This is a genomic window from Rathayibacter sp. VKM Ac-2759 (assembly GCF_009834225.1).
Taxonomy (GTDB): domain Bacteria; phylum Actinomycetota; class Actinomycetes; order Actinomycetales; family Microbacteriaceae; genus Rathayibacter.
The window spans coordinates 578,800-598,193 of record NZ_CP047176.1 but is presented as its reverse complement, the minus strand read 5'-3'; the positions used below and the strand labels follow the sequence as shown (position 1 = coordinate 598,193).

Here is a 19,394-nt window from a genome sequence, read left to right as displayed (position 1 = left end):
CCGGGCGGGGGACGACCGCGGGACGGGGCGTCAGTAGGGTCGGACGATGGTGACCGGATTCGACCTCGTCTTCGTCCTGTACATCGCCTTCGTGGTCGTCGTCGCGGTGGTCCTGATCGTGCTGGCGGTGCTGCTGTGCCGGCTCATGATCGCCGCGCGCGAGAACCAGCTGACGACGGCGCGGCTCCGCGAGCTGCAGATCGAGCGGATGCTCGCCGAGGACGGCGAGTAGGCCGCACACCGTTGGGGTGAGCCTCAGGGCAGCGCGGGGCGCGCCTCCGGCCGCGAGACCTTCGGGATGAGCAGCCCGAGCACCACGGCGACGACCGCGCCGACGGCGCCGATCACGAACGTGGTGCGGAAGCCGTCGGAGCTCGGGACGTCGATCGCGCCGACCGAGACCGTCAGCTGGGCGAGCACCGCGGCCGTCACGGCCGACGACAGGGTCGTGCCGAGGGTGCGCATCAGGGAGTTGAGGCCGTTGGCCGCCGCCGTCTCAGAGGCGGGGACGGCGTGCATGATCAGGGTGGGCATCGCGGCGTAGGCGAGGCCGAGGCCGACGCCGATCAGCGCGTTGATCACCAGGATCTGCCACACCTCGGTGCCGAACGGGAGCACCAGCAGATACGACACCGCGATCAGGGCGGCGCCCGAGACCAGCACGATGCGGGGCCCCGACTGCGCGGAGAGACGCGCGGCGACCGGGGACGTCGCCATCATCGCGAGCCCGGAGGGGGCGAGGACGAGGCTCGCCACGATCAGGCTGAGGCCGAAGCCGGCTCCCGAGGCGAGCGGCAGCTCGAGCATCTGCGGGAGCGTGATCTGCGCGCCGAAGAAGGCGAAGCCGACCGCCACGGAGGCGAGGTTCGTGAACAGCACGGCGGGCCGCGCGGCCACCCGCAGGTCGACGAGCGGGCTCGACTGCCGTAGCTCGTACCAGCCCCAGACCAGCAGGATCACGATGCCGCCCAGGCCGGAGCCGAGGATCGCCGGGCTCGTCCAGCCCGCGTCGTTGCCGCGCGAGACGGCGATCAGGATGCCGCTCAAGCCGAGGGCGAGCCCGATCGTGCCGACCACGTCGAAGCTGCCGGGCGCGCGCAGCGTCGACACCGGCACGACGAGGAGGACGAGGACGATGTCGAGGACGCCGAGCGCCGCCGACATCCAGAACAGGACGTGCCAGTCGAGGTTCTGCGCGACGAGGGCGCTGAGCGGGAGGCCGAGCGCGCCGCCGATGCCGAGCGTGGCGCTGACCAGCGCGATGGCGCCGGGCAGGCGGTCGCGGTGCAGCGTGTCGCGGAGGATCGAGATGCCGAGCGGGATGACGCCCATCACGGCGCCCTGCAGCGCACGCCCGACGACGAGGGTCCAGACGTCGCCCGCGAAGGCGCAGACGACGGAGCCGATCACGAGGACCACGAGCGCGGCGATCGCCATCCGCCGCTTGCCGTAGAGGTCGCCGAGCCGGCCCGAGACCGGCGTGAGGATGCACGCGCTGAGCAGCGTCGCCGTGATCACCCAGGCCGTCTCGCTGCGGTCGGCGCCGAGGAGGGTCGGCAGCTCCGACTGGATCGGCACGACCAGGGTCTGCATGAACGAGGCGCTCATGCCGGCGAAGGCGAGGACGGCGGTGATCAGGCGGGGGTCGGGAGAGCGGGTGAGGGAGCGGCGGTCGGGCACAGAGGTCCTTCGGTAGCGAGTCGTATCGCCAAGCTTTGCATCGGCCGGCTGCGGTATCGAACCGAGCGACGGTCGGGATCCTTCCCTCGGCGGCGCTTCCGACTCCGGCCGAGCAGGCGCAGGATGGGCGGATGATCGACATCGAGAGCTGGATCGCCGCCTACGAGCGGGCCTGGGCGAGCGACGACCCGCAGGACATCGCCGCGCTGTTCACCGAGGACGCCGAGTACTTCACGGCGCCGTACCGCGACGCGATCACTCCGCGCGACGCGATCGTCGAGTGGTGGCGGGCGGAGGAGGAGCCGAGCGACCCGACGTTCGCCTGGGGGCTCGTCGCGCTGACCGAGGAGACCGCCGTGGTGGAGGCGCGGACCATCTACCCGGGCGACGCGACCTACCTGAATCTGTGGGTCGTCCGGTTCGCCGAGGACGGGCGGGCGCGCTCGTTCACGGAGTGGTACATGACGGAGCCGGCCGACTCGGTGTCGTGACAGCGCGCGATCCGGATCGAGCGCGGGCCTAGAGCTGCGCGGCCGCGAAGGTGTCGCAGCTCGTGGCGTCGCCCTCGAAGCCGGCCTGGAACCAGCGCTGACGCTGCTCGGCCGAGCCGTGGGTCCAGCCCTCGGGGTCGACGGTCCCCGTCGCCTGCTCCTGGATGCGGTCGTCGCCGACCGCCGCCGCCGCTCCCAGCGCGTCCTGGTACTCCTGGGTCGTCACCGGCTTGAGGTACGGCGTTCCCGTCTCGTCGGGCACGGTCGACGCGTCGCCGACCCACGCTCCGGCGAAGCAGTCGGCCTGCAGCTCGAGGCGCACCGAGTCGGAGTCGGGGCCGGTCCCCGAGCGGTCGGCCGACTCCATCGCGCCGGTCAGGTTCTGGATGTGGTGCCCCCACTCGTGAGCCAGGATGTACATCTGCGCGAGCGAGCCGCCCGACGTGTCGAAGCGGGTCCGCAGCTCGTCGAAGAAGTCGGTGTCGAGGTAGATCGTCTGGTCCGGCGGGCAGTAGAAGGGACCGACCGCGGCGGTCGCGCCTCCGCAGCCGGTCTGGGTCTGGTCCTCGAAGACGATCACGCCCGCCGGAGTCGTGTAGCCGACACCGAGCGCGCCGGTCGCGGTGCCCCAGTAGCGGTCCAGCGACTCCGCGGCGCCCTCGAGCCGGCAGTCGACCTGCGCGTTCGCGTCGGCGCCGCTGTCGCAGGCGACCGCGGTGCTGGTGATCTGCTCGGGCGAGGTGCCGCCTCCGCCGCCCGCGAGCCCGGCCAGCCCCGACAGGTCGACGCCGAGCAGCTGCGAGAGGAGCGCGAGGACGATGACCACGCCCGCGCCGCCTCCGACCGCGATGCCCGTCGTGCGGCCGCGCCGCCGCACCTTGCCGCCGCTGAGCTGGGAGTCGTCGTTGAAGGTCATGCGGTCACGGTACTGGCGACGGCGAGGCTCGCGAGGGGGCTTGCGGAGGGGGTCAGCCCCAGCGGGACTCGCTCGCGTCGCGGATGATGTCGAGCAGCGCCTCCCGCAGCGGGCCGTGCTCGAGACTGCCCGGGAACATGTCGACCTCGAGGCGGTGGGCGCGGTGCCACGCCTCCGCGCCCTTCGGGGTCAGCGAGACCAGCTGGCGCCGGCGGTCGGCCGGGTCGCTGTGGCGCGCGACGTGGCCCTCGCGCTCGAGGCGCTCGATGGTGCGCGACATGGTCTGCACCTCGACGTGCGCGGCGGCGGCCAGCTCCTTCTGCGCGGTCGGTCCGGCCTGGAGGAAGTGCAGCACGATGAGCCCGGCGTGCGTCAGCCCGATCTCGGCGAGCGCGCCGTGCCAGGCGTGCTCGACCATCCGGGACGCCGTCGAGAGCAGGCGACCCGTGGGCCAGGTGGCCATCTCGGAGGCGTCGTCGGCGGGCATCTGATCAGGGTAGTCGCGTCGGCCCGCGGCGGCGGCCCGGGCGCGCATCGCCCGGCGCCGCGCGGGTCAGGAGGCGAAGCGGTCGGTGGCCTCGATCAGGGCGTCGAGGATGCCGGGCTCGTCGAACGCGTGACCGGCGTCCGGGATGAGGCGGAAGTCGGCCTCGGGCCAGGCGGTGTGCAGGTCCCAGGCGGTGAACGCGGGGGTGCACATGTCGTAGCGGCCCTGGACGATGACGGCGGGCACGTTCCGCAGCACGCCGACGTCGCGGATCAGCTGCCCCTCCTCCAGCCAGCCGTGGTGCACGAAGAAGTGGTTCTCGATGCGCGCGAAGGCCAGCGCGTAGGCGGGGTCGGACCAGGCCTCGACCATCTCGGGACGCGGCAGGAGCGAGATGGTGGACGCCTCCCAGGTGGTCCACGCGACACCGGCCGGCCCGTGCACGGCCGGGTCCTCGTCGTGCAGGAGGCGGTAGTACGCCTCGATGAGGCTGCCGCGCTCCGAGGCGGGGACGACGGCGGTGTACGCCTCCCAGAGGTCGGGGTAGACCGCCGCGGCGCCGCCCTCGTAGAACCACTCGAGCTCGGCCCGGCGCAGGGTGAAGATCCCGCGCAGGACGATCTCGGTGACGCGCTCGGGGTGCGTCTCGGCGTAGGCGAGGGCGAGGGTCGAGCCCCAGGAGCCGCCGAAGACCTGCCAGCGGTCGACTCCGAGGTGCTCGCGCAGCTTCTCGATGTCGGCGACGAGGTACCAGGTCGTGGTGGTGGAGAGGTCGGCCCCGGGCTCGCTGGCGTGAGGCGTGGAGCGTCCGCACATCCGCTGGTCGAAGAGGACGATGCGGTACTTCTCCGGATCGAAGAGGCGGCGGTGGGCCGGCGAGGTGCCCGCGCCGGGACCGCCGTGGAGGAACACGACCGGCTTGCCCTCGGGGTTGCCCGAGACCTCCCAGTAGAGCTCGTGACCGTCGCCGACGTCGAGCATCCCGCTGTCGAAGGGCTCGATCTCGGGGTACAGAGTGCGCATAGGCCGCACACTACTGACGATCAGGCGCTCGAGCGGGGAGATCCGCGGCCCGCCACCGAGTCCGCGGGTCGACGGGCCCTCAGGCGGGAAGGCGCCGCACGACCAGCGCCGTCACATCGTCCTCCCGCTCGAGGGACGCCTCGGTGAGCGCCCTCAGGCGGGAGACGACGTCGGCGGAGTCGGAGGACCGGGCGACGATCCGGGCGACGTGCCCCATCGACTCCACCGTCCCGTCGTAGAGATCGAGGATGCCGTCGCTGCAGCTGATGAGCGAGTCGCCCGGCTCGAGCACCACGCGGGAGACGCTCCACACCTCCTCGCTCCCGATGCCGACCGGCAGGTTCAGCGCCGCGAGTCGCGCCCAGGAGCCGTCGGCCCGCACGTGCAGGGTGAGCCCGTGCCCCGCGTCGACGTAGCGGATCCCACCGCTGTCGTGCTCGAGGCGGGCGTGGAAGAGCGTCGCGAACGAGGCGGTGTCGCTGAGATCGGAGGAGAGCGCGTCGGCGGCGCGGTCCAGCGGGACAGCGAGGTCGTCGTGGCCGCGGGCGCTGCGGATCACCGCGCGGACCGTCGCGGCGATGATCCCCGCGCCGACCCCCTTGCCCATCACGTCGCCCAGGGTGAACGCGGTGCCTCCGGAGACGGGGTACCAGTCGAAGAAGTCGCCGCCCACGGCCTTCGAGGGGAGGCAGACGCCGGCGAAGTCGTACCCCGCGGCGCCGGTGTCGGTCTTGGGCAGCAGCGCCTGCTGCACGAGGGCCGCCTGGTCGAGCTCCAGGAGGGTGATCCGCTCCCTCGCGCGGACGTCCTCCACGTGCGCCCGGGCGAGACGGGCGAGCTCGTTGACCACCGCTCCGGCGAGGCCGAAGGCGACGGCCGAGAACAGTCCGCGGGTCAGCTCGTTCGGATTCTCCTCGAGCGTCGAGCCGAGCAGGAACGGCACCACGAGCCCCGCGCAGATGCCGGCGAAGGCGAGCGCGACGCTGCGGCGCCCCGGAGAGGCCGCCACCCAGACGGTCGGGAGGATCGCGAGGGAGGCGAAGATCGAGGCGCTCTCGCCGGTGGCGTACCGGAGCACCCCCACGACGAGGAAGTCCAGCACCGGGACGACGAGGACGACGCGCGCTCCCGGGTCGATCCGCGGCAGGACCGCGGCGAGGGCGGTCGCTCCGGTCATCGCGACCGCGGCGAGCACGAGGGCGGCCGGATCGGTCACCGCGATCGTCGGGAGGAGGAGGCTGAGGGCCACGGCGACCGCGAAGAGGAACGCCACCGGGATCTGCTTGACCAGGGGCGAGTGCTCGTCGAGTCCGATCGCCGCCGCGGTGACACGGGAGGCGGGGACGCGGGTGGGCAGTCGCGAGCGGATCGCTGAGCGCATCACGACCCGCTCGGCGAACGGTCCTTGCTCAGGGTCCAGACGTTGCGGCCCTCCGCGCGCTCGTAGTCGAACGCGGTCACGAGCGCCTGGATGAACGCGATGCCCCGGCCCGACTCCGCGAACTCGTCCGGCATCTCCCGCGGCCCGGTGTCGATCCCGGGCGGGTCGGCCGTGTCGACGAGCTCGGCGCGCAGCTGCAGCTCATCGGCGACGATCTCGAGCCGGCAGATGATCGTGGTCGAGGACGACCCGTGCTGGATCACGTTCGCGGTCAGCTCGATGAGGGCCGTCTCGAACATCATCCGGTCCATCTCGTCGATGTCCGGCCGCTCGTCCCAGAGGGACTCGAGAGCGGTGTGCACGACGTCGACGGTGTCCGGCGGAGTCCTGAAGAGCAGGCTGCGCTCAGTCACGGTAGGCGTCCAGAGGGCTGTCGAACTGCGCGAGGACCCGGTCGAGGTTCGAGAGCTTCAGCACCATCGAGACCTGCTTGCTGGGGGCCGCGATGCGCAGGTCCCCTCCCGCCTGGCGGGTGCTCTTCAGGCAGCCGACGAGAGCGCCCAGACCGGAGGAGTCGAGGAACGACACGGCGCTCAGATCGACCACGAGGCGCGAGCGCCCCTCGTCGATCGAGCGCTTCACGATGTCGCGCAGCTCCGGAGCCGCCACCATGTTCAGCTTGCCCTCGCCGTGGACGACGGTGATCCCCGGCTCGATGGTCTCGGTGGTGAACGTCATGCGGTCTCCTTCTCGATGCGGGCGGGCTCGAAGCCCTGGTAGGCGACGGCGCGGAACAGCACGCTCAGCACCACGAGATCGAACACCGCCCAGGCGATGTTCACCCCCGTGCCGATCGGCTCCGCGCCGTTGAGGAACAGGTGGAGGCAGCCTGTCACGATCGCGAGGACGAGCAGGACCATCACCACGAGCTGGATCCTGATCAGGCGCCACGGGATCCCCGTCGACTCCTGCCGCGTCTTCGGGGTGACGGCGAAGCCGAGCGGGATCCTCAGGATCACGTTGTTGACCGCGGTCGTGCAGGCCTCGATCCAGACCGGGAACAGGGCGAGGCTGTACTGCTGCCCCCTCCAGGTCGGAGTGCCCTTCGCGGCGACCAGGAAGAGGAGCTGGTTCACGATCATGAACGGGATGAAACGGATGAAGAAGTCGACCGCGTCGGAGGCGACCGGCAGGATCCCGAGCACCAGGAAGACGATGGGCGCGGCGAAGTAGACCACCGCCGCGTAGCCGCTGATGTAGCTCCACATCGTCGCGAAGTACATCAGCCGCTGCGGGACGCTGAGCGCCTTCTGCAGCAGGGGGTTCTCGCGGAGGAACACCTGCATCGTGCCCTGCGCCCAGCGGAGCCGCTGGGTGAGCATCGTCCCCGCGTCCTCCGGGGCCAGGCCGTCCGCGAGGAGCTCGTGGTGGTAGACGCTCCTCCAGCCCAGGCCGTGCAGGCGCATGCAGGTCGCCATGTCCTCGGTGACCGAGATCGTCGCGAGCGGCATGATCGGCTGGGCTTCGCCCGGCCGGTCGACCGCGATGCTCTGCAGCACCGCCTGCACCGACTCGAGGGCGTTCAGCGGCGAGAGCTCGCGATCCGAGAGGGTCTGGACGATCTGCTCGATGTCGACGACCGTGTCGACCGAGGATCCGCCGCCGCCCGAGGCTCGGGCCAGCGCCCGGATCTCGGCGAGGTCCTCCTCGAGGCCGGCCACGTCGGAGGCGACGAGCGAGTAGCCGGCGGCGTCGACGCGGCGGTGCAGGTCGTAGGTGACCGAGGCGATCGGCGCGCCGCCGGCGATGGCGGTCCGCGCCTCCGTGATCGCGGCACCGACGTCGTCGAGCGCCGCGCGGACGGCGGGGTCGGCGGCGGCCGGGTGCGACCGTGCCCGGCTCACGGCGCGAGCCGCGGTGCGAAGGGCCGACGCGATGCTCCGATCGAGCTCGCGGACGTAGCCGGCGATGCCGAGCTGCATCAGGGCCTCCCGCCGCAGCACGGCGTTGGACCCGCAGAAGAACGCGGCGTTCCAGCCGTCCTTGCCCTGCTGGATCGGACCGTAGAAGAGGGGCGCCTGGCTCCCGAGCGGATCGCCGGTCGCGACGTTCGAGAACACCTGCGGCGTCTGGACGAGCGCCACCTCGTCGTCGCGGAAGTAGCCGAGGGTGTTGTCGAGGATCTCGGGGCGGGGGATCTGATCGGCGTCGAGGATGAGGAGGAACTCGCCCGTGGTCTGCTCGAGCGCGTTGTTGAGGTTGCCGGCCTTCGCGTGCCGCGGGCGGTCCTCCCACTCGGCCGAGCGCGTGATGTAGCCCAGGCCCGCGCCCTCGGCCGCGGCGCGCATCTCGGCGCGGTCGCCGTCGTCGAGCACCCACGTCGCGTGCGGGAACCGCACCGCCTGCGCCGCGAGCGCCGTGGTCATCACCAGGTCGATCGGCTCGTTGTAGGTCGTGATGAAGATGTCGACCGTGGCGTCCTCGGGAGGCGGAGGCGGCGCCGCCCGCCCCCTCGCCCGCCACATGGTCATCCCGAAGAGGCAGACGTCGATGAGACTGTAGGTCTCGGCCGCGACGAGCGGGACCGCGATCCACCACGCGTCCCAGTTGAGCGAGAAGAGCCATCGCCAGCCGACGTAGTTCACGCCGAGCACGATCGTCAGCACCACGACGATGCGCAGCAGCAGCATGCGGCCGGGCGAGGTGAGGGTGCTCTCGGTGCCGGGCCTCGTGCCGACCGCCGTTCCGGCGCTCATCGGGGCACGATCCGGAAGAGGAACCGGGTCCGCACCATGACCCAGAGCAGGCCGAGGACGACGAGGTAGGCGAGCGAGTTGATCACGGTGCTCCCTTCGCGAAGCAGCGGGACGTTCGCCACGATCAGGACGAACAGGACGTGCATGACGAACACGTAGAGCGTCGCCTGGCCCAGCGGGACGAAGAACCAGCCGAGGAGGCGGTGAGCGGGCCGCCAGAGCACGCTGAGCGCCGCGTAGGCGGTGACGACCACGAGCAGCACGTTGACCACGCGACCGGGATCGAGCGAGGTGCGCTCGAAGGCGGCGGAGTAGACGTCCGAGAAGGTGTTCGCGGGGACCAGCCCCAGCCGGACGTCGAGGGGGCTGGAGAGGTAGGGGTTGTTCCACGAGAAGACCGCCAGCAGCACGGTGGCCACCACGGCGACTCCGAGGAGGACCCGGCCGGCGCGAGTCGCGAACCACGCCAGGATCTCCCGCCGGTGGAAGCCCGCGACCATGCCCGTGACGAACAGCGCCTGCCAGGTCAGCAGGGGGAACGAGTCCTCGAACTGCGAGGGCAGCACCCTCAGGTTCAGGACCGCCTGCAGCACGTAGACGGCCCAGCTGACCAGGAGCACGAGCGCCCACCGACCGCGCGACAGCGCCCAGAGGATCAGCGGGGCGATCGCGAGCATCACCACGTACAGACCGAGGACGTTGACCTGCCAGGGCCCGAGGCGGAGCAGTGCCAGATCGAGGACGATCGACGGATCGACGGGGTAGCGCAGGAGGCTGCCGATACCGGCGTAGAGGTCGTAGACGCGGCCCGTGGCCTCGCTGCCCGCGGCTCCCGTCCCCTCGTCGACGTAGGTGGTCGCCGGAGTGGAGTCGACGAATCCGACGAGGCTCACGAGACCGACGAGGACCACGACCACGAGCGCGGTGACGTAGAGCTTCCACGCCCGCGCCCCGGTGCGGAGGGTGACCTCGCCGAGCCCGCCCCCGAGGACCTTCGGCCGGTGCACCATCCCGAGCACGCCGCCCGAGAGCAGGACGAACAGCTCGGCGCCCGAGACCATCCCGATGGCCTCCTGCGTGAGGTTCTGCCAGACCGAGACGAGAGCGATGTGGTTGATGACGACGAAGACGATCGCGACTCCGCGGAGGTAGTCGATCCGGAGGTCGCGGTTCGGGGGTCCGTCGTAGGCGAGCCGGCCGCTCCGACCGCGGAGCAGCCCCCAGGCGGTCAGCGCGATCGCCGCGGCGAGGACCCCCGCGACCAGGATCCAGGCCGCCGCGCCGGTGATCGTCCCTCCCCCGGACGGCGCCGCGGACGAGGACGTGGACGGGGTGTAGACCGGGCCGAAGACGAGCTCGCTCTGCTCGGCGTCGGCGGCGAACGCCCTCGCGACGGCATCGGAGCCCGTCAGGGACCAGTCGATGACGACCTCGCCGACGACGGCCCTGGCCGAGGAGGAGTCGCGCCACAGCACCACGTCGATCAGCGGGTGCTCGTCACCCGAGGTGGCGGTGATCACCTGCCGCCACCAGTCCTGCTTGATCTCCAGCTCGCCCGGTCCACCCGCTCCCGGGCTGTAGAAGGCGGCGGTCTCGAGCATCATCGGCGTCCCGGTGCTCGCCGCGAACCGCTGGTAGAACGCGAGGTCGCCCTCTCCGTCGAGGTCCGCCTCCAGAGCACCCTCGGCGGCGATCGCGTTCGTGGGAGCCCCGCCGCCGCTGGGGTCGTGGTAGGCCGACAGACCGACCCAGTCGACCGCGTCGTCGCCCGGGTAGTAGGGGCCGTAGGGGTCGTCTCCCCCGTCGAGGGGTCCGCTGCCGTCGGTGTCGAGCGCCGGGTCGCCGGTCGCGCCGCCGCTCGAGAAGGGGTACGACTCTCCGGCGGCGGGCGACCACACCGCGACGGCGTCGGGCAGATCGGAGTGCAGCACCTCGGCGAAGACGCGGAAGGCGGCGGTGTACTCGTCGGGCGCGAAGCCCCAGGCCGTCCAGCTCGCGTTCATCTCCGGCGCGAAGCGGACGAACAGCGGGAGTTCCCGGCCGTCGCGGGCGCGGGAGAGCGCGTCGACCGCCGCCTCGGCCTCCTCACGGTCGAAGCCGTCGAGCCCGCCGACCGGGCGGAGCGTGACGGCGGCGAGCGCCCCCTCCGCCTCGGCCTGGCGCAGGAACTGCGCGAGGTAGCCGACCTCGGCCTCGGTCACCGGCACGGAGGCGACGTGCTCGAGGAGCGCCGCCGGGCGGCCGAGGCGATCGGCCTGCTCGGCGGCGCTGTCGCTGCTCCAGTCGAGGCTCGCCCCGAGGTACGCGCCGGCCGGGGGCGAGAAGGCGGAGTCGTCGGCGGTCGAGGCGACGGCGGGACCCGCCAGCAGCACGGCCGCCGCGAGCACGGCGAGGGCGGCCGTCCCGCGGGCGCGGGCGAGCAGACCGGGCAGGCCCCGCCTCACGACCGGCTCACCACGAGGACAGTGACGTCGTCCGGGGCCTTCGCGCCGACCGCGAGGGTGCGGACGGCGCCCAGGAACTCCTCCGAGCTCCGAGCGGCGCGGGCGAGCGCGGTGACCTCGGCCAGCGAGTCGAGAGTCCCGTCGTAGAGGTCGAGGACGCCGTCGGTGAACGACACGAGTGCATCGCCCGGGCGGAGCTCGACCGACTGGGTCATCCACCCGCCGTCCTCGGCGATGCCCAGCGGCAGCCCCAGCGACGCGAGTCGCTGGAAGGAGCCGTCGGCGCGCAGCACGATCGAGAGTCCGTGGCCGGCGTCGACGAAGTCGAGGCGGCCGGTCCCGGTCTCGAGACGGCAGTGGAAGAGGGTCGCGAAGGTGCCGGTCGCGGTGAAGTCGCGCAGCAGCTGGCGGTTCGCGCCCGCGACGGCGCGCGCCGGGATCTCGCCGGTGCGGGCGAGGAAGGCCGAGCGGATGCTCGCCGCGACGATCGCCGCGGCCGTGCCCTTGCCCATCACATCGGCCACCGTGATGTCGACGAAGCCGTCTCCCACCGACCAGTCGTAGTAGTCGCCCGCGACCTGCTGACGCGGGACGGACACGCCGGCGAGCAGGTAGCCCTCCGGGTGCTCGAGCGCCGGAGGGAGCAGCAGAGCCTGCACCTCCGCCGCCCGGTCGCGCTCGGCGGAGTCGCGCAGCTCGCGCTCGACCCAGCTCCCGAACTCGTCGAGCAGGACCTGCTGGTCGGCGGTGAGCTCGCGCGGCACGACGTCCAGCAGGCAGATCGTCCCGAGCTGGCGGCCGTCGTCGATGCTGAGGGGGCGCCCGGCGTAGAAGCGCACGTAGGGCGCCCCGGCGACGTGGGCGCTCTCCGCCCACACCGGGTCCGCACCGAGATCGGGGATGACGAGCATCGAGCGCTTCTGCAGCGTCGCGTCGCAGAAGGTGCCCGCGCGGGGGTACTCGAGCGGCCAGCCGGGGGTCTGCGGCGACTTCGTGAACAGCGTGCTGTCGTCGAGGAAGTGGATCTCGGCCATCGGGACGCCGAACAGGTCGCGCGCCATCCGGGTGATCCGATCGAAGCGCTCCTCGGCATCGGACCCCGTGATCTCCCGTGCCAAGAGGGCTGCCGGACGCGGATCCGAGACGGCGTCGACCATGGAGACCCCTTCGAGAACGATCAGCGGCTGCGAGGGACATCCACAGCGCCCCCGCACCCACCGAACGTATCGGTCGCTCCACAGCCCCCCGGCCCGTCGCCGGAGCGCTCAGCTTTGGCGTACCCCGGACGGGGGAGGCGTCGGGCGCGCGGGATCAGCCGGCGACGGGAGCTCCCGTGCACCGGGAGGAGAGGTCGGAGTAGACCAGCCCGTCGGGGAGGTCCGCCCGGAACGCGCGCCGCGTCTCCTGATCCTCGACCACCGACCAGGACACCTCGTCCTGGACCTCGGGCTCGAACTTCTCCCACTCGAACCAGTTGATCATCTTCAGCTCCGGGAAGCGGGCCGCGGTCTCGGCCGAGAGCACCTGCTGCCACCAGGCCCGCTTGATCGCGAGCTCCCCCTCCGGATCACCGCGGGGCACCACGAGCGCCGCCGTCTCGGGGACGGCCACCGGCTTGCCGTGCTCGACTCCGTAGGTCTGGTAGAAGTCGGGAGCCGCGGTCTCGTCGCCGGCCGCGCCGTCGTACGTGCCGGTGAGCTGGGCGGCGAACTTGCCCTCCTCCGGCATCTCGTTCTCGCCCCACGGGTGGGCCGACCCCCAGTGGTAGAGCGACATGCCGACCCAGTCGACGGCGTCGTCGCCCGGGTAGTACGGCGCGTAGGGATCGTCGTCGAGGCTGAGCACGCCGTCGCCGGTCGTGTCGAGCAGGGCGAAGTCGGCCGTCCCCGGCTCTGCGGCGGCGACTCCGCCCTCGAACGGGTAGCCGTCGGCGTTGTTCGGCGCCCACATCATCGCGGCACCGGGCGCACCGGCGTGGACCGCGGCGGCGACCCTCCGGAAGGTCTCGACATAGGCGGCGGGCTGCTGTCCCCACGCGTACCAGGAGCCGTTCATCTCGTGCGCGAAGCGGATGACCACCGGGACGCCGGTCGCGTTGACCGAGGCCGCCAGCTCCGCGATGTCGGCCGCCACGTCGTCCGTGACCGCCGCGAGCCCGTCGATCGACTCGAGGGTGAGCAGGAGCGTGCCGCCGCTCACCCGCAGCTGGGCAGCGGCCGACCGCACCTCGTCGCGCTCCGCGTCGGTGAACGGGACGTCGGCGAACGCGACGGCGACCGCCGGACGCTGCCCCAGCTCGCGCGAGTACTCCTCGATCGTCTGCGATCCCCAGTCGAGGTTCACCCCGAACAGCGCTCCCTGCTCGGGGACGATCTCGGCCGCGGGGCGCACGACGCAGTCGGCGGGCGGCTCCTGCGCGGTCGCAGCGCACCCCGCCGTCACGGCGAGCAGAGCGGCGAGCGCGAGGGCCGGGACGGCGCGGGATCGAGGAGCCACGCACCACGGTAACCCGCGGCAGCGGCTGCGCCTGCCGTCCGCGGGTCGGCTCAGACCACGGACACGATCCCGCGGAGGCGATCCGAGACCACCAGCCCACCCTCGGTCGTGCAGGCCAGCACGTCGATGTCGTAGCGCTCCAGAGCGGAGTCGAGGCTCGGGCGGCCGCCGGCGAGGACCGCCGTCGCGAGGACGTCGGCGGTGAGGATGTCGGGAGCGACGACGCTCACCTGCCGGAAGGTCGCGGCACAGGGCTCGGTCGGGCGACGCCAGACGTGCTCGCCGCGCTCGGCGGTCCCGGAGGTGGCGACCGCGCGGAGCTCCGCGGAGAGCGGCACCGCGCACAGCAGTCCGGTGCGGTCGGCGGGGTCGACGATGCCGACCGACCAGGGTCCGCCTCCGGCACCGCCCCGACCGAGGACGTCCCCGCCGACCGCGAGCAGCCAGTCGGTGCAGCCCGCGGAGTCGAGGAGGCGGCCGGCGGCGCGGATCGCCTGCGCCTTGATCGTGCCGGACAGGTCGACGACGCCGTCGGGGCGGTGCGGGGTGAAGGCGCCGTCGGTCGCCGTGCGCCAGGCGAGCGCCTCGGCGTACGCCTCCCGCATCGCCACGCTCGCAGCGGGGAGGGCGAGCTCGCCGCGGGCGATGCGGCTCGCCTCGGACTGCGGGAGGTAGAGGCTGAACCGCCGTTCGAGAGCATCGAAGACCGCCTCGATCGCCGCGGCCGGCGCGCTCTCCGGGGCACGGAGGGAGGCCACCGTGCCCATGGTGTCGAACGTGCGGATCACAGGCCGGCCTGATCGATCGCCGACTGCAGCGAGCCGACATAGGCGTCGCTCGTGTAGGTGGCCCCGCTCACCGACTGCACGTCCGCCGACTGCGCGGCGAGCACCTCCGAGCGGAGGATCGGCGCGGCCCTGTTCGAGATCGAGACCGAGCGGCCGTCCCTGTCGGTGAGGTGCAGCGCGGTGACGTCGGTGATCGAGCCTCCCGAGACGGTGATCTGCACCTGCACGGAGCCGAAGCGGGTCGACTCGGAGGTGCCGGTGTAGGTGCCGTCGGCCGCGGACGACGGTGCCGCCGGCGCAGCGGAAGCGGACGGCGCAGCGGAAGCAGACGGCGCAGCGGAAGCAGACGGCGCAGCGGAAGCGGACGGCGCAGCGGAAGCAGACGGCGCCGCAGACGACGCCGGCGCGGGCGTGGTCGGAGCCGTGGGCTGTGCCGCGACCGGCGCATCGGTGGTCCCCGCCGTCCCCAGCTCCCACCCGCCGATCAGCACGGCGGTGGAGGCGAGGACGCTCGCGAGAGCAGCGCGGGCCCTCACCAGTCGAACCTCTCCACGTGGATCTGCCGTTCGGGCAGTCCGGCGAGGCGTGCATCGCGGATCACGAGGTCGGCCCAGGCCGACGGCCCGCAGACGAAGAGGTCGGCCTCGAGCAGCGAGGGGATCGCCGAGGAGAGGGTGACCCCGCGCGCGACCGACTCGGCCGACATCCAGGTGGCCGTCCCGGCGGGACGCGCGCCGACCATGCCGAAGAGCTGCCCGCCGCTCGCGCGCACGAGCCGCTGCATCTCGTCCCACAGGTAGGTCTGCGTGTCATCGGTCGCGCGGAGCAGCACCGTCGCCTCTCCCGGCTCGAGCTCCGCGTGCTCGAGCAGAGCACGGGCGGGAGTGACCCCGATGCCGGCGGCGACGATCGCGAGCTTCGGCGCCGTGCGGGCGACCTCGGTGAAGACTCCGTAGGGGCCCTCGATCGAGACGCTCGTCCCCGGGCGCAGGCGCGAGAGGCGCGAGGTTCCCGCTCCGAGCTCGCGGACGGTGATCCGTGCGTGATCGTCGGTCGGGACGGCCGAGAACGAGACGGGGTGGGCGTGCCACCAGGTTCCGCGGCTCCAGAACCGCCAGATCGCGTACTGCCCGCCGGTCGCACCGAGGCGGCGCAGATCGCGCCCGGCGAGATGGAGCGAGAACACGCCGGGGGCGATCGTCTCGACCGACTCCACCGTGATGCGGTGGCGGAGGGTCAGCACCACGGGCCGGGCGAAGCGGAACCAGGCGACAGAGCCGAACGCGAGCGCGTAGAGGGCGATCCAGTAGACCCGCTGGCCGGAGCCCTCCGCGAGGACCTGTCCCGCCGACAGCTGGTGCGGCACCGCGACGAGCACGGCCGCGTAGCTGAGCAGGTGGATCGCGTGCCACGCCTCATAGGCGAAGCGCCGGCGCACCGCGACGAGAGAGGTGACCACCACGAGCACGAGCAGCGTCGTCGCGAGGAGCGCGAGGAGCATGTCGGTGCCCGAGGAGAGCGAGAGGGTCTCCTGCCACAGCGAGACGCCGTCGGTGAGCGCGTAGCCGAGAGTGAGCAGAAGGCCGTGGCCGAGGATCAGGTACAGGGCCGGCTTGCCGAGCCGCCGGTGCAGGGCCATCGCGGCGTCCTGGCCGAAGGTGCGGTCGATCCACGGGACGCGCGCGGCCAGCACGAGCATGACCAGGAGCAGGTCGGTGCCGACGAGCCCCGCGACGATGCCCGACGCACTGACCGCCGAGGGGAGGTCCCTGACGCTCGCGAGGCCTCCGGAGGCGAGCAGGAGCGAGACGGCGAGTGCCACCGAGGTCCACGCGGCGGCGACCAGGGCGTCGGCGGCGCGCATCCTCGAGCGGTAGGCGCGGAGTCGGTCGGGGCGCGCGGGCAGGACGGACGGTGCTGCGCCGGTGCGGTGCGGGGTCGCGGTGCTCATCTCGACGTCCCTTCGGGTCGGGCGTGATCAGCGGTTCAGGATCATGCGCCTCCACCGTCGCGGCGGCGCCTCGACGCAGGCCCGGAGAAACCGGGGGCGGAGTGTTCGAGGGCTCACACGTTCAGCTGCTCGGGCAGCGTCGCGGTCACGACGACGCCACCGCCCGGCCGGTTCGCGATCGTCACCGAGCCGGAGGCGTCGCTGATGAGGGCCTGCACCAGCGCGAGGCCGAGACCGCTGCCCCCGTCGCTCGCCGCCCGGGCCTCGTCGGGGCGCGAGAACCGTTCGAAGGCACGCGGGACGAACGACTCGGGCATGCCCCTGCCGGTGTCGACGACCGTGACGACGGCGGTGCGCCCCTCCTGGCGCACGCCGAGCTCGATCCGCCCGTCGGGCGGGGTCGCGGCGAGCGCGTTCGCCCCGAGGTTGTCGAGGATCCGGCCGACAGCGGTCGCCGAGAGCGGGTAGCGGGCGTCGGGATGCTCGATCCCGGTGGCCAGCTCGACGTCGGGGCCGTCGGGCCCGGCCATCAGTCGCATCCGGTCGACGGCGGCCATCACCTCGGTCTCGAGCTGGGCCGCGGTGGAGGAGACAGGCGTCGACGCCCCGGCATCCAGACGCGAGAGCTCGAGCAGGTTGTCGGCGAGCGCCGAGAGCCGTCCCATCGAGCCCTCGGCCGCCCGGATCTCGCGCTCGAGGGCCGCCGCATCGCCGAAGTGGCGGTGCGCGAGCTCGAGCTGCGTGATCGCGACGGCCAGGGGCGTGCGCAGCTCGTGACTCGCCGCCGAGACCATCTCGCGCTCGCGCTGGGCCGTGTCGCGCATCCGCACGATGAAGTCGTTGAGGGTCGCCGCCAGATCGGAGAGCTCATCGCGCGCCGGTCCGACGGGCAGCTGGTCGCCACCGGGACGGTCGCTGAGCGACTGCGCGGTGCGCCGCATCCGGGCCACGGGGCGCAGCGCCACTGTCGTCAGCAGCCAGGCCGAGGAGCCGAAGACGACCACGAGGAGCCCCGCGCCGACGAGCAGGGTGCGGTCGAGAGCCTGCACCGTCAGGTCTCCGGCGGCTCCGCTGCGAGCGGCCCACAGCTCCCAGGTGCCGGCACTCGTGTCGAGGGTGCGCGACACGAGCGTGAAGCGGACGTCCTCGTCGGTCTCGATCACGCGGACATCGTCCGACCCCGGAGCGCGCTCGATCACCTCGTGGATGTCGTGCGGCATCGTGTCGACCGGCACGTCCCCGTCGGGCGCCCTGAGGGAGACGAGGATCCCCGAGGTCGGCTGGTCAGGAGTCTCGGTCGGATTGGTGCGCAGGTCGCTCTCGTAGGCGGCGAGATCCGCCTCGGCGAGGGTCGCCTCCGACTGGCGCACGATGCTGACGAACTGCCCCTGCAGCACCAGCGCGAGCACGATCGCGGCGAGCAGCGCGACCACCACGCTCCCCAGCGTGATCCGGGCGCGGATGGAGAGGGAGCGCAGCGCCGGCATCAGAGGGTCTCGAGCCGGTAGCCGGCGCCGCGCACCGTGACGATCCGAAGGCCCGCCTCGGCGACGTCGAGCTTCTTGCGCAGATAGCTCACGTACTGGTCGACGATGGTCGGCTCGAAGTTCTCGGCCGAGCCCCACACCTCGTCGAGGATCGCGGGGCGCGAGAGCGTCTCGCCGAGGTGCACGGCGAGCAGGCGCAGCAGGGTGAACTCCTTGACGCTCAGCGCGAAGGGCCGATCGCGCACGGTCGCGCGCACGGCGAGAGCGTCGAGCCGGACGTCTCCCGCGTGCACGACGGGCTGCGGAGTGCTGGCGAGGCGGCGCACCTGGGCGCGGATCCGGGCGCTGAGCTCGCCGAAGTGGAACGGCTTGGTCACGTAGTCGTCGGCGCCGGAGTCGAGGCCGAAGATGCGGTCCTCGACGGCGTCGCGGGCGGTGATCAGGACGACAGGCAGAGCACTGCCCGTGTCGCGGATACGCCGGCACACCTCGAAGCCGCTCATCCGCGGCAGCATCACGTCGATGACCGCGACGTCGAGCCGCTCGTTCGCGAAGGCGATCAGCGCGTCGACGCCGTTGTCGACGAGGGTCACCTCGTACCCCTCCTCGCGGAGACCCCGCTGCACGAGCACGCCCATCTCGGGGTCGTCCTCGACCAGGAGGACGTGGGGCATCAGACCACGCCCGTCGTGCCCAGCAGTGAGCCGATCGCGAACGTCGCGGCGAGCGCCAGCGCGCCTCCCACGACGACGCGGATCGTCGGCCGTGCGGGCGGGCTGCCGCCGATCCGGGCGCTGAGGTAGCCGGTGATCGCGAGGGCGAGCAGGACGACGGCGAACGTGATCGGGACACGGATCGACGCGGGCGGCAGCAGGATCGCCAGCAGCGGCAGCAGCGCTCCGGCCGTGAAGGCGAGGGCGGAGGCCCCGGCGGCGGCGAGCGGGCTCGCCACACCGTCCTCGCGGAGGCCGAGCTCGGTCTCGAGGTGCGCCGAGAGGGCGTCGTGAGCGGTCAGCTCCGAGGCGACCCGGCGCGCGGTGTCGGGAGTGAGGCCCTTCGCCTCGTACAGCCCCGCCAGCTCGGCGAGCTCCGCCTCCGGCTCCTCCGCGAGCTCGCGGCGCTCCTTCGCGATCAGCGCGCGCTGGCTGTCGCTCTGGCTGCTGACCGAGACGTACTCGCCGAGCGCCATCGAGATCGCGCCGCCGATGAGTCCCGCGGCACCGGCCGTGAGGATGGCCGGGGTCGCCGCGGTCGCCCCCGCGACTCCGACGACGAGGGAGGCGACCGAGACGATGCCGTCGTTGGCGCCGAGCACGCCGGCCCGCAGCCAGTTGAGGCGGCCCGAGACCGAGGTGTCGTGCGGCTCGTCGGGATGGGCCCCTGGAGGTGGTGCGGACACGGAGGTCATGGCGCCATGCAAGCACTGCGGGCACGGCAGCGCCAGCGAGGGGAGGCTGCCCTGGTCCCCGCCCCCGGTCGGTACTGTGGAGCGGA

The 19,394-nt window shown here is 72.6% G+C and carries 19 protein-coding genes; 2 read left to right on the top strand and 17 right to left on the bottom strand.

The features are described 5' to 3' along the window. The first annotated feature begins 46 nt into the window (after positions 1-46). A complete protein-coding gene (locus GSU68_RS02730) occupies positions 47-232 on the top strand; it encodes a hypothetical protein (protein WP_159905586.1) in 186 nt (61 codons plus the stop codon). 23 nt (positions 233-255) lie between these two features. Here the strand turns inward: GSU68_RS02730 and GSU68_RS02725 are convergent, their stop codons facing one another. Further along, positions 256-1,680 (bottom strand): MFS transporter, encoded by a 1,425-nt coding sequence (locus GSU68_RS02725; RefSeq protein WP_244259367.1) that lies wholly within the window; start codon positions 1,678-1,680, stop codon positions 256-258. A gap of 131 nt (positions 1,681-1,811) precedes the next feature. On the opposite strand from GSU68_RS02725, the gene GSU68_RS02720 reads away from it, so the two are divergent. Further along, entirely contained in the window at positions 1,812-2,171 is a 360-nt protein-coding gene (locus GSU68_RS02720; protein WP_159905585.1) for a nuclear transport factor 2 family protein, read from the top strand. 28 nt (positions 2,172-2,199) lie between these two features. Here the strand turns inward: GSU68_RS02720 and GSU68_RS02715 are convergent, their stop codons facing one another. The 16 genes from GSU68_RS02715 to GSU68_RS02640 form a co-directional block, all read right to left on the bottom strand. Further along, the gene (locus tag GSU68_RS02715; RefSeq protein ID WP_159905584.1) at positions 2,200-3,087 is read right to left on the bottom strand and encodes a neutral zinc metallopeptidase; all 888 of its coding nucleotides are present in this window, start codon (positions 3,085-3,087) and stop codon (positions 2,200-2,202) included. Positions 3,088-3,139: 52 nt separating this feature from the next. After that, complete coding sequence (locus tag GSU68_RS02710) at positions 3,140-3,574, bottom strand: MarR family transcriptional regulator (RefSeq protein WP_159905583.1); 435 nt, start codon at positions 3,572-3,574, stop codon at positions 3,140-3,142. A gap of 66 nt (positions 3,575-3,640) precedes the next feature. After that, complete coding sequence (gene pip / locus GSU68_RS02705) at positions 3,641-4,597, bottom strand: prolyl aminopeptidase (RefSeq protein WP_159905582.1); 957 nt, start codon at positions 4,595-4,597, stop codon at positions 3,641-3,643. A gap of 79 nt (positions 4,598-4,676) precedes the next feature. Beyond that, positions 4,677-5,978 carry a SpoIIE family protein phosphatase gene (locus GSU68_RS02700; protein WP_159905581.1) on the bottom strand — a complete coding sequence of 434 codons (1,302 nt, stop codon included), beginning with the start codon at positions 5,976-5,978 and terminating at the stop codon, positions 4,677-4,679. Then, positions 5,978-6,391 carry an ATP-binding protein gene (locus GSU68_RS02695; RefSeq protein WP_159905580.1) on the bottom strand — a complete coding sequence of 138 codons (414 nt, stop codon included), beginning with the start codon at positions 6,389-6,391 and terminating at the stop codon, positions 5,978-5,980. Before GSU68_RS02695 ends, GSU68_RS02700 begins: the two co-directional genes overlap by 1 nt. After that, positions 6,384-6,716 carry an STAS domain-containing protein gene (locus tag GSU68_RS02690; RefSeq protein WP_159905579.1) on the bottom strand — a complete coding sequence of 111 codons (333 nt, stop codon included), beginning with the start codon at positions 6,714-6,716 and terminating at the stop codon, positions 6,384-6,386. Before GSU68_RS02690 ends, GSU68_RS02695 begins: the two co-directional genes overlap by 8 nt. Continuing rightward, positions 6,713-8,668, bottom strand: coding sequence for a glycosyltransferase family 2 protein (locus tag GSU68_RS02685; RefSeq protein WP_159910091.1), 1,956 nt, complete (start codon positions 8,666-8,668; stop codon positions 6,713-6,715). Before GSU68_RS02685 ends, GSU68_RS02690 begins: the two co-directional genes overlap by 4 nt. A 62-nt stretch (positions 8,669-8,730) precedes the next feature. Further along, a complete protein-coding gene (gene opgC, locus GSU68_RS02680) occupies positions 8,731-11,178 on the bottom strand; it encodes an OpgC domain-containing protein (RefSeq protein WP_159905578.1) in 2,448 nt (815 codons plus the stop codon). Continuing rightward, positions 11,175-12,335: a SpoIIE family protein phosphatase gene (locus tag GSU68_RS02675; RefSeq protein WP_159905577.1), complete on the bottom strand. Its 1,161-nt coding sequence runs from the start codon at positions 12,333-12,335 to the stop codon at positions 11,175-11,177. Before GSU68_RS02675 ends, opgC begins: the two co-directional genes overlap by 4 nt. 154 nt (positions 12,336-12,489) lie before the next feature. After that, complete coding sequence (locus GSU68_RS02670) at positions 12,490-13,674, bottom strand: glycosyl hydrolase (protein ID WP_244259366.1); 1,185 nt, start codon at positions 13,672-13,674, stop codon at positions 12,490-12,492. Positions 13,675-13,724: 50 nt separating this feature from the next. Beyond that, entirely contained in the window at positions 13,725-14,462 is a 738-nt protein-coding gene (locus GSU68_RS02665) for an FAD:protein FMN transferase (RefSeq protein WP_244259365.1), read from the bottom strand. Beyond that, complete coding sequence (locus GSU68_RS02660; protein WP_159905576.1) at positions 14,459-14,998, bottom strand: FMN-binding protein; 540 nt, start codon at positions 14,996-14,998, stop codon at positions 14,459-14,461. Before GSU68_RS02660 ends, GSU68_RS02665 begins: the two co-directional genes overlap by 4 nt. Beyond that, positions 14,995-16,413: a ferric reductase-like transmembrane domain-containing protein gene (locus GSU68_RS02655; protein ID WP_159905575.1), complete on the bottom strand. Its 1,419-nt coding sequence runs from the start codon at positions 16,411-16,413 to the stop codon at positions 14,995-14,997. Before GSU68_RS02655 ends, GSU68_RS02660 begins: the two co-directional genes overlap by 4 nt. A 113-nt stretch (positions 16,414-16,526) precedes the next feature. After that, the gene (locus GSU68_RS02650; protein ID WP_159905574.1) at positions 16,527-17,900 is read right to left on the bottom strand and encodes a HAMP domain-containing sensor histidine kinase; all 1,374 of its coding nucleotides are present in this window, start codon (positions 17,898-17,900) and stop codon (positions 16,527-16,529) included. Next, on the bottom strand, positions 17,900-18,574 hold the full coding sequence (locus GSU68_RS02645; RefSeq protein WP_159905573.1) for a response regulator transcription factor: 675 nt from the start codon (positions 18,572-18,574) through the stop codon (positions 17,900-17,902). The genes GSU68_RS02650 and GSU68_RS02645 overlap by 1 nt, the downstream gene beginning before the upstream one ends. Next, positions 18,574-19,308, bottom strand: coding sequence for a VIT1/CCC1 transporter family protein (locus GSU68_RS02640; protein ID WP_159905572.1), 735 nt, complete (start codon positions 19,306-19,308; stop codon positions 18,574-18,576). Before GSU68_RS02640 ends, GSU68_RS02645 begins: the two co-directional genes overlap by 1 nt. Positions 19,309-19,394 lie beyond the last annotated feature (86 nt).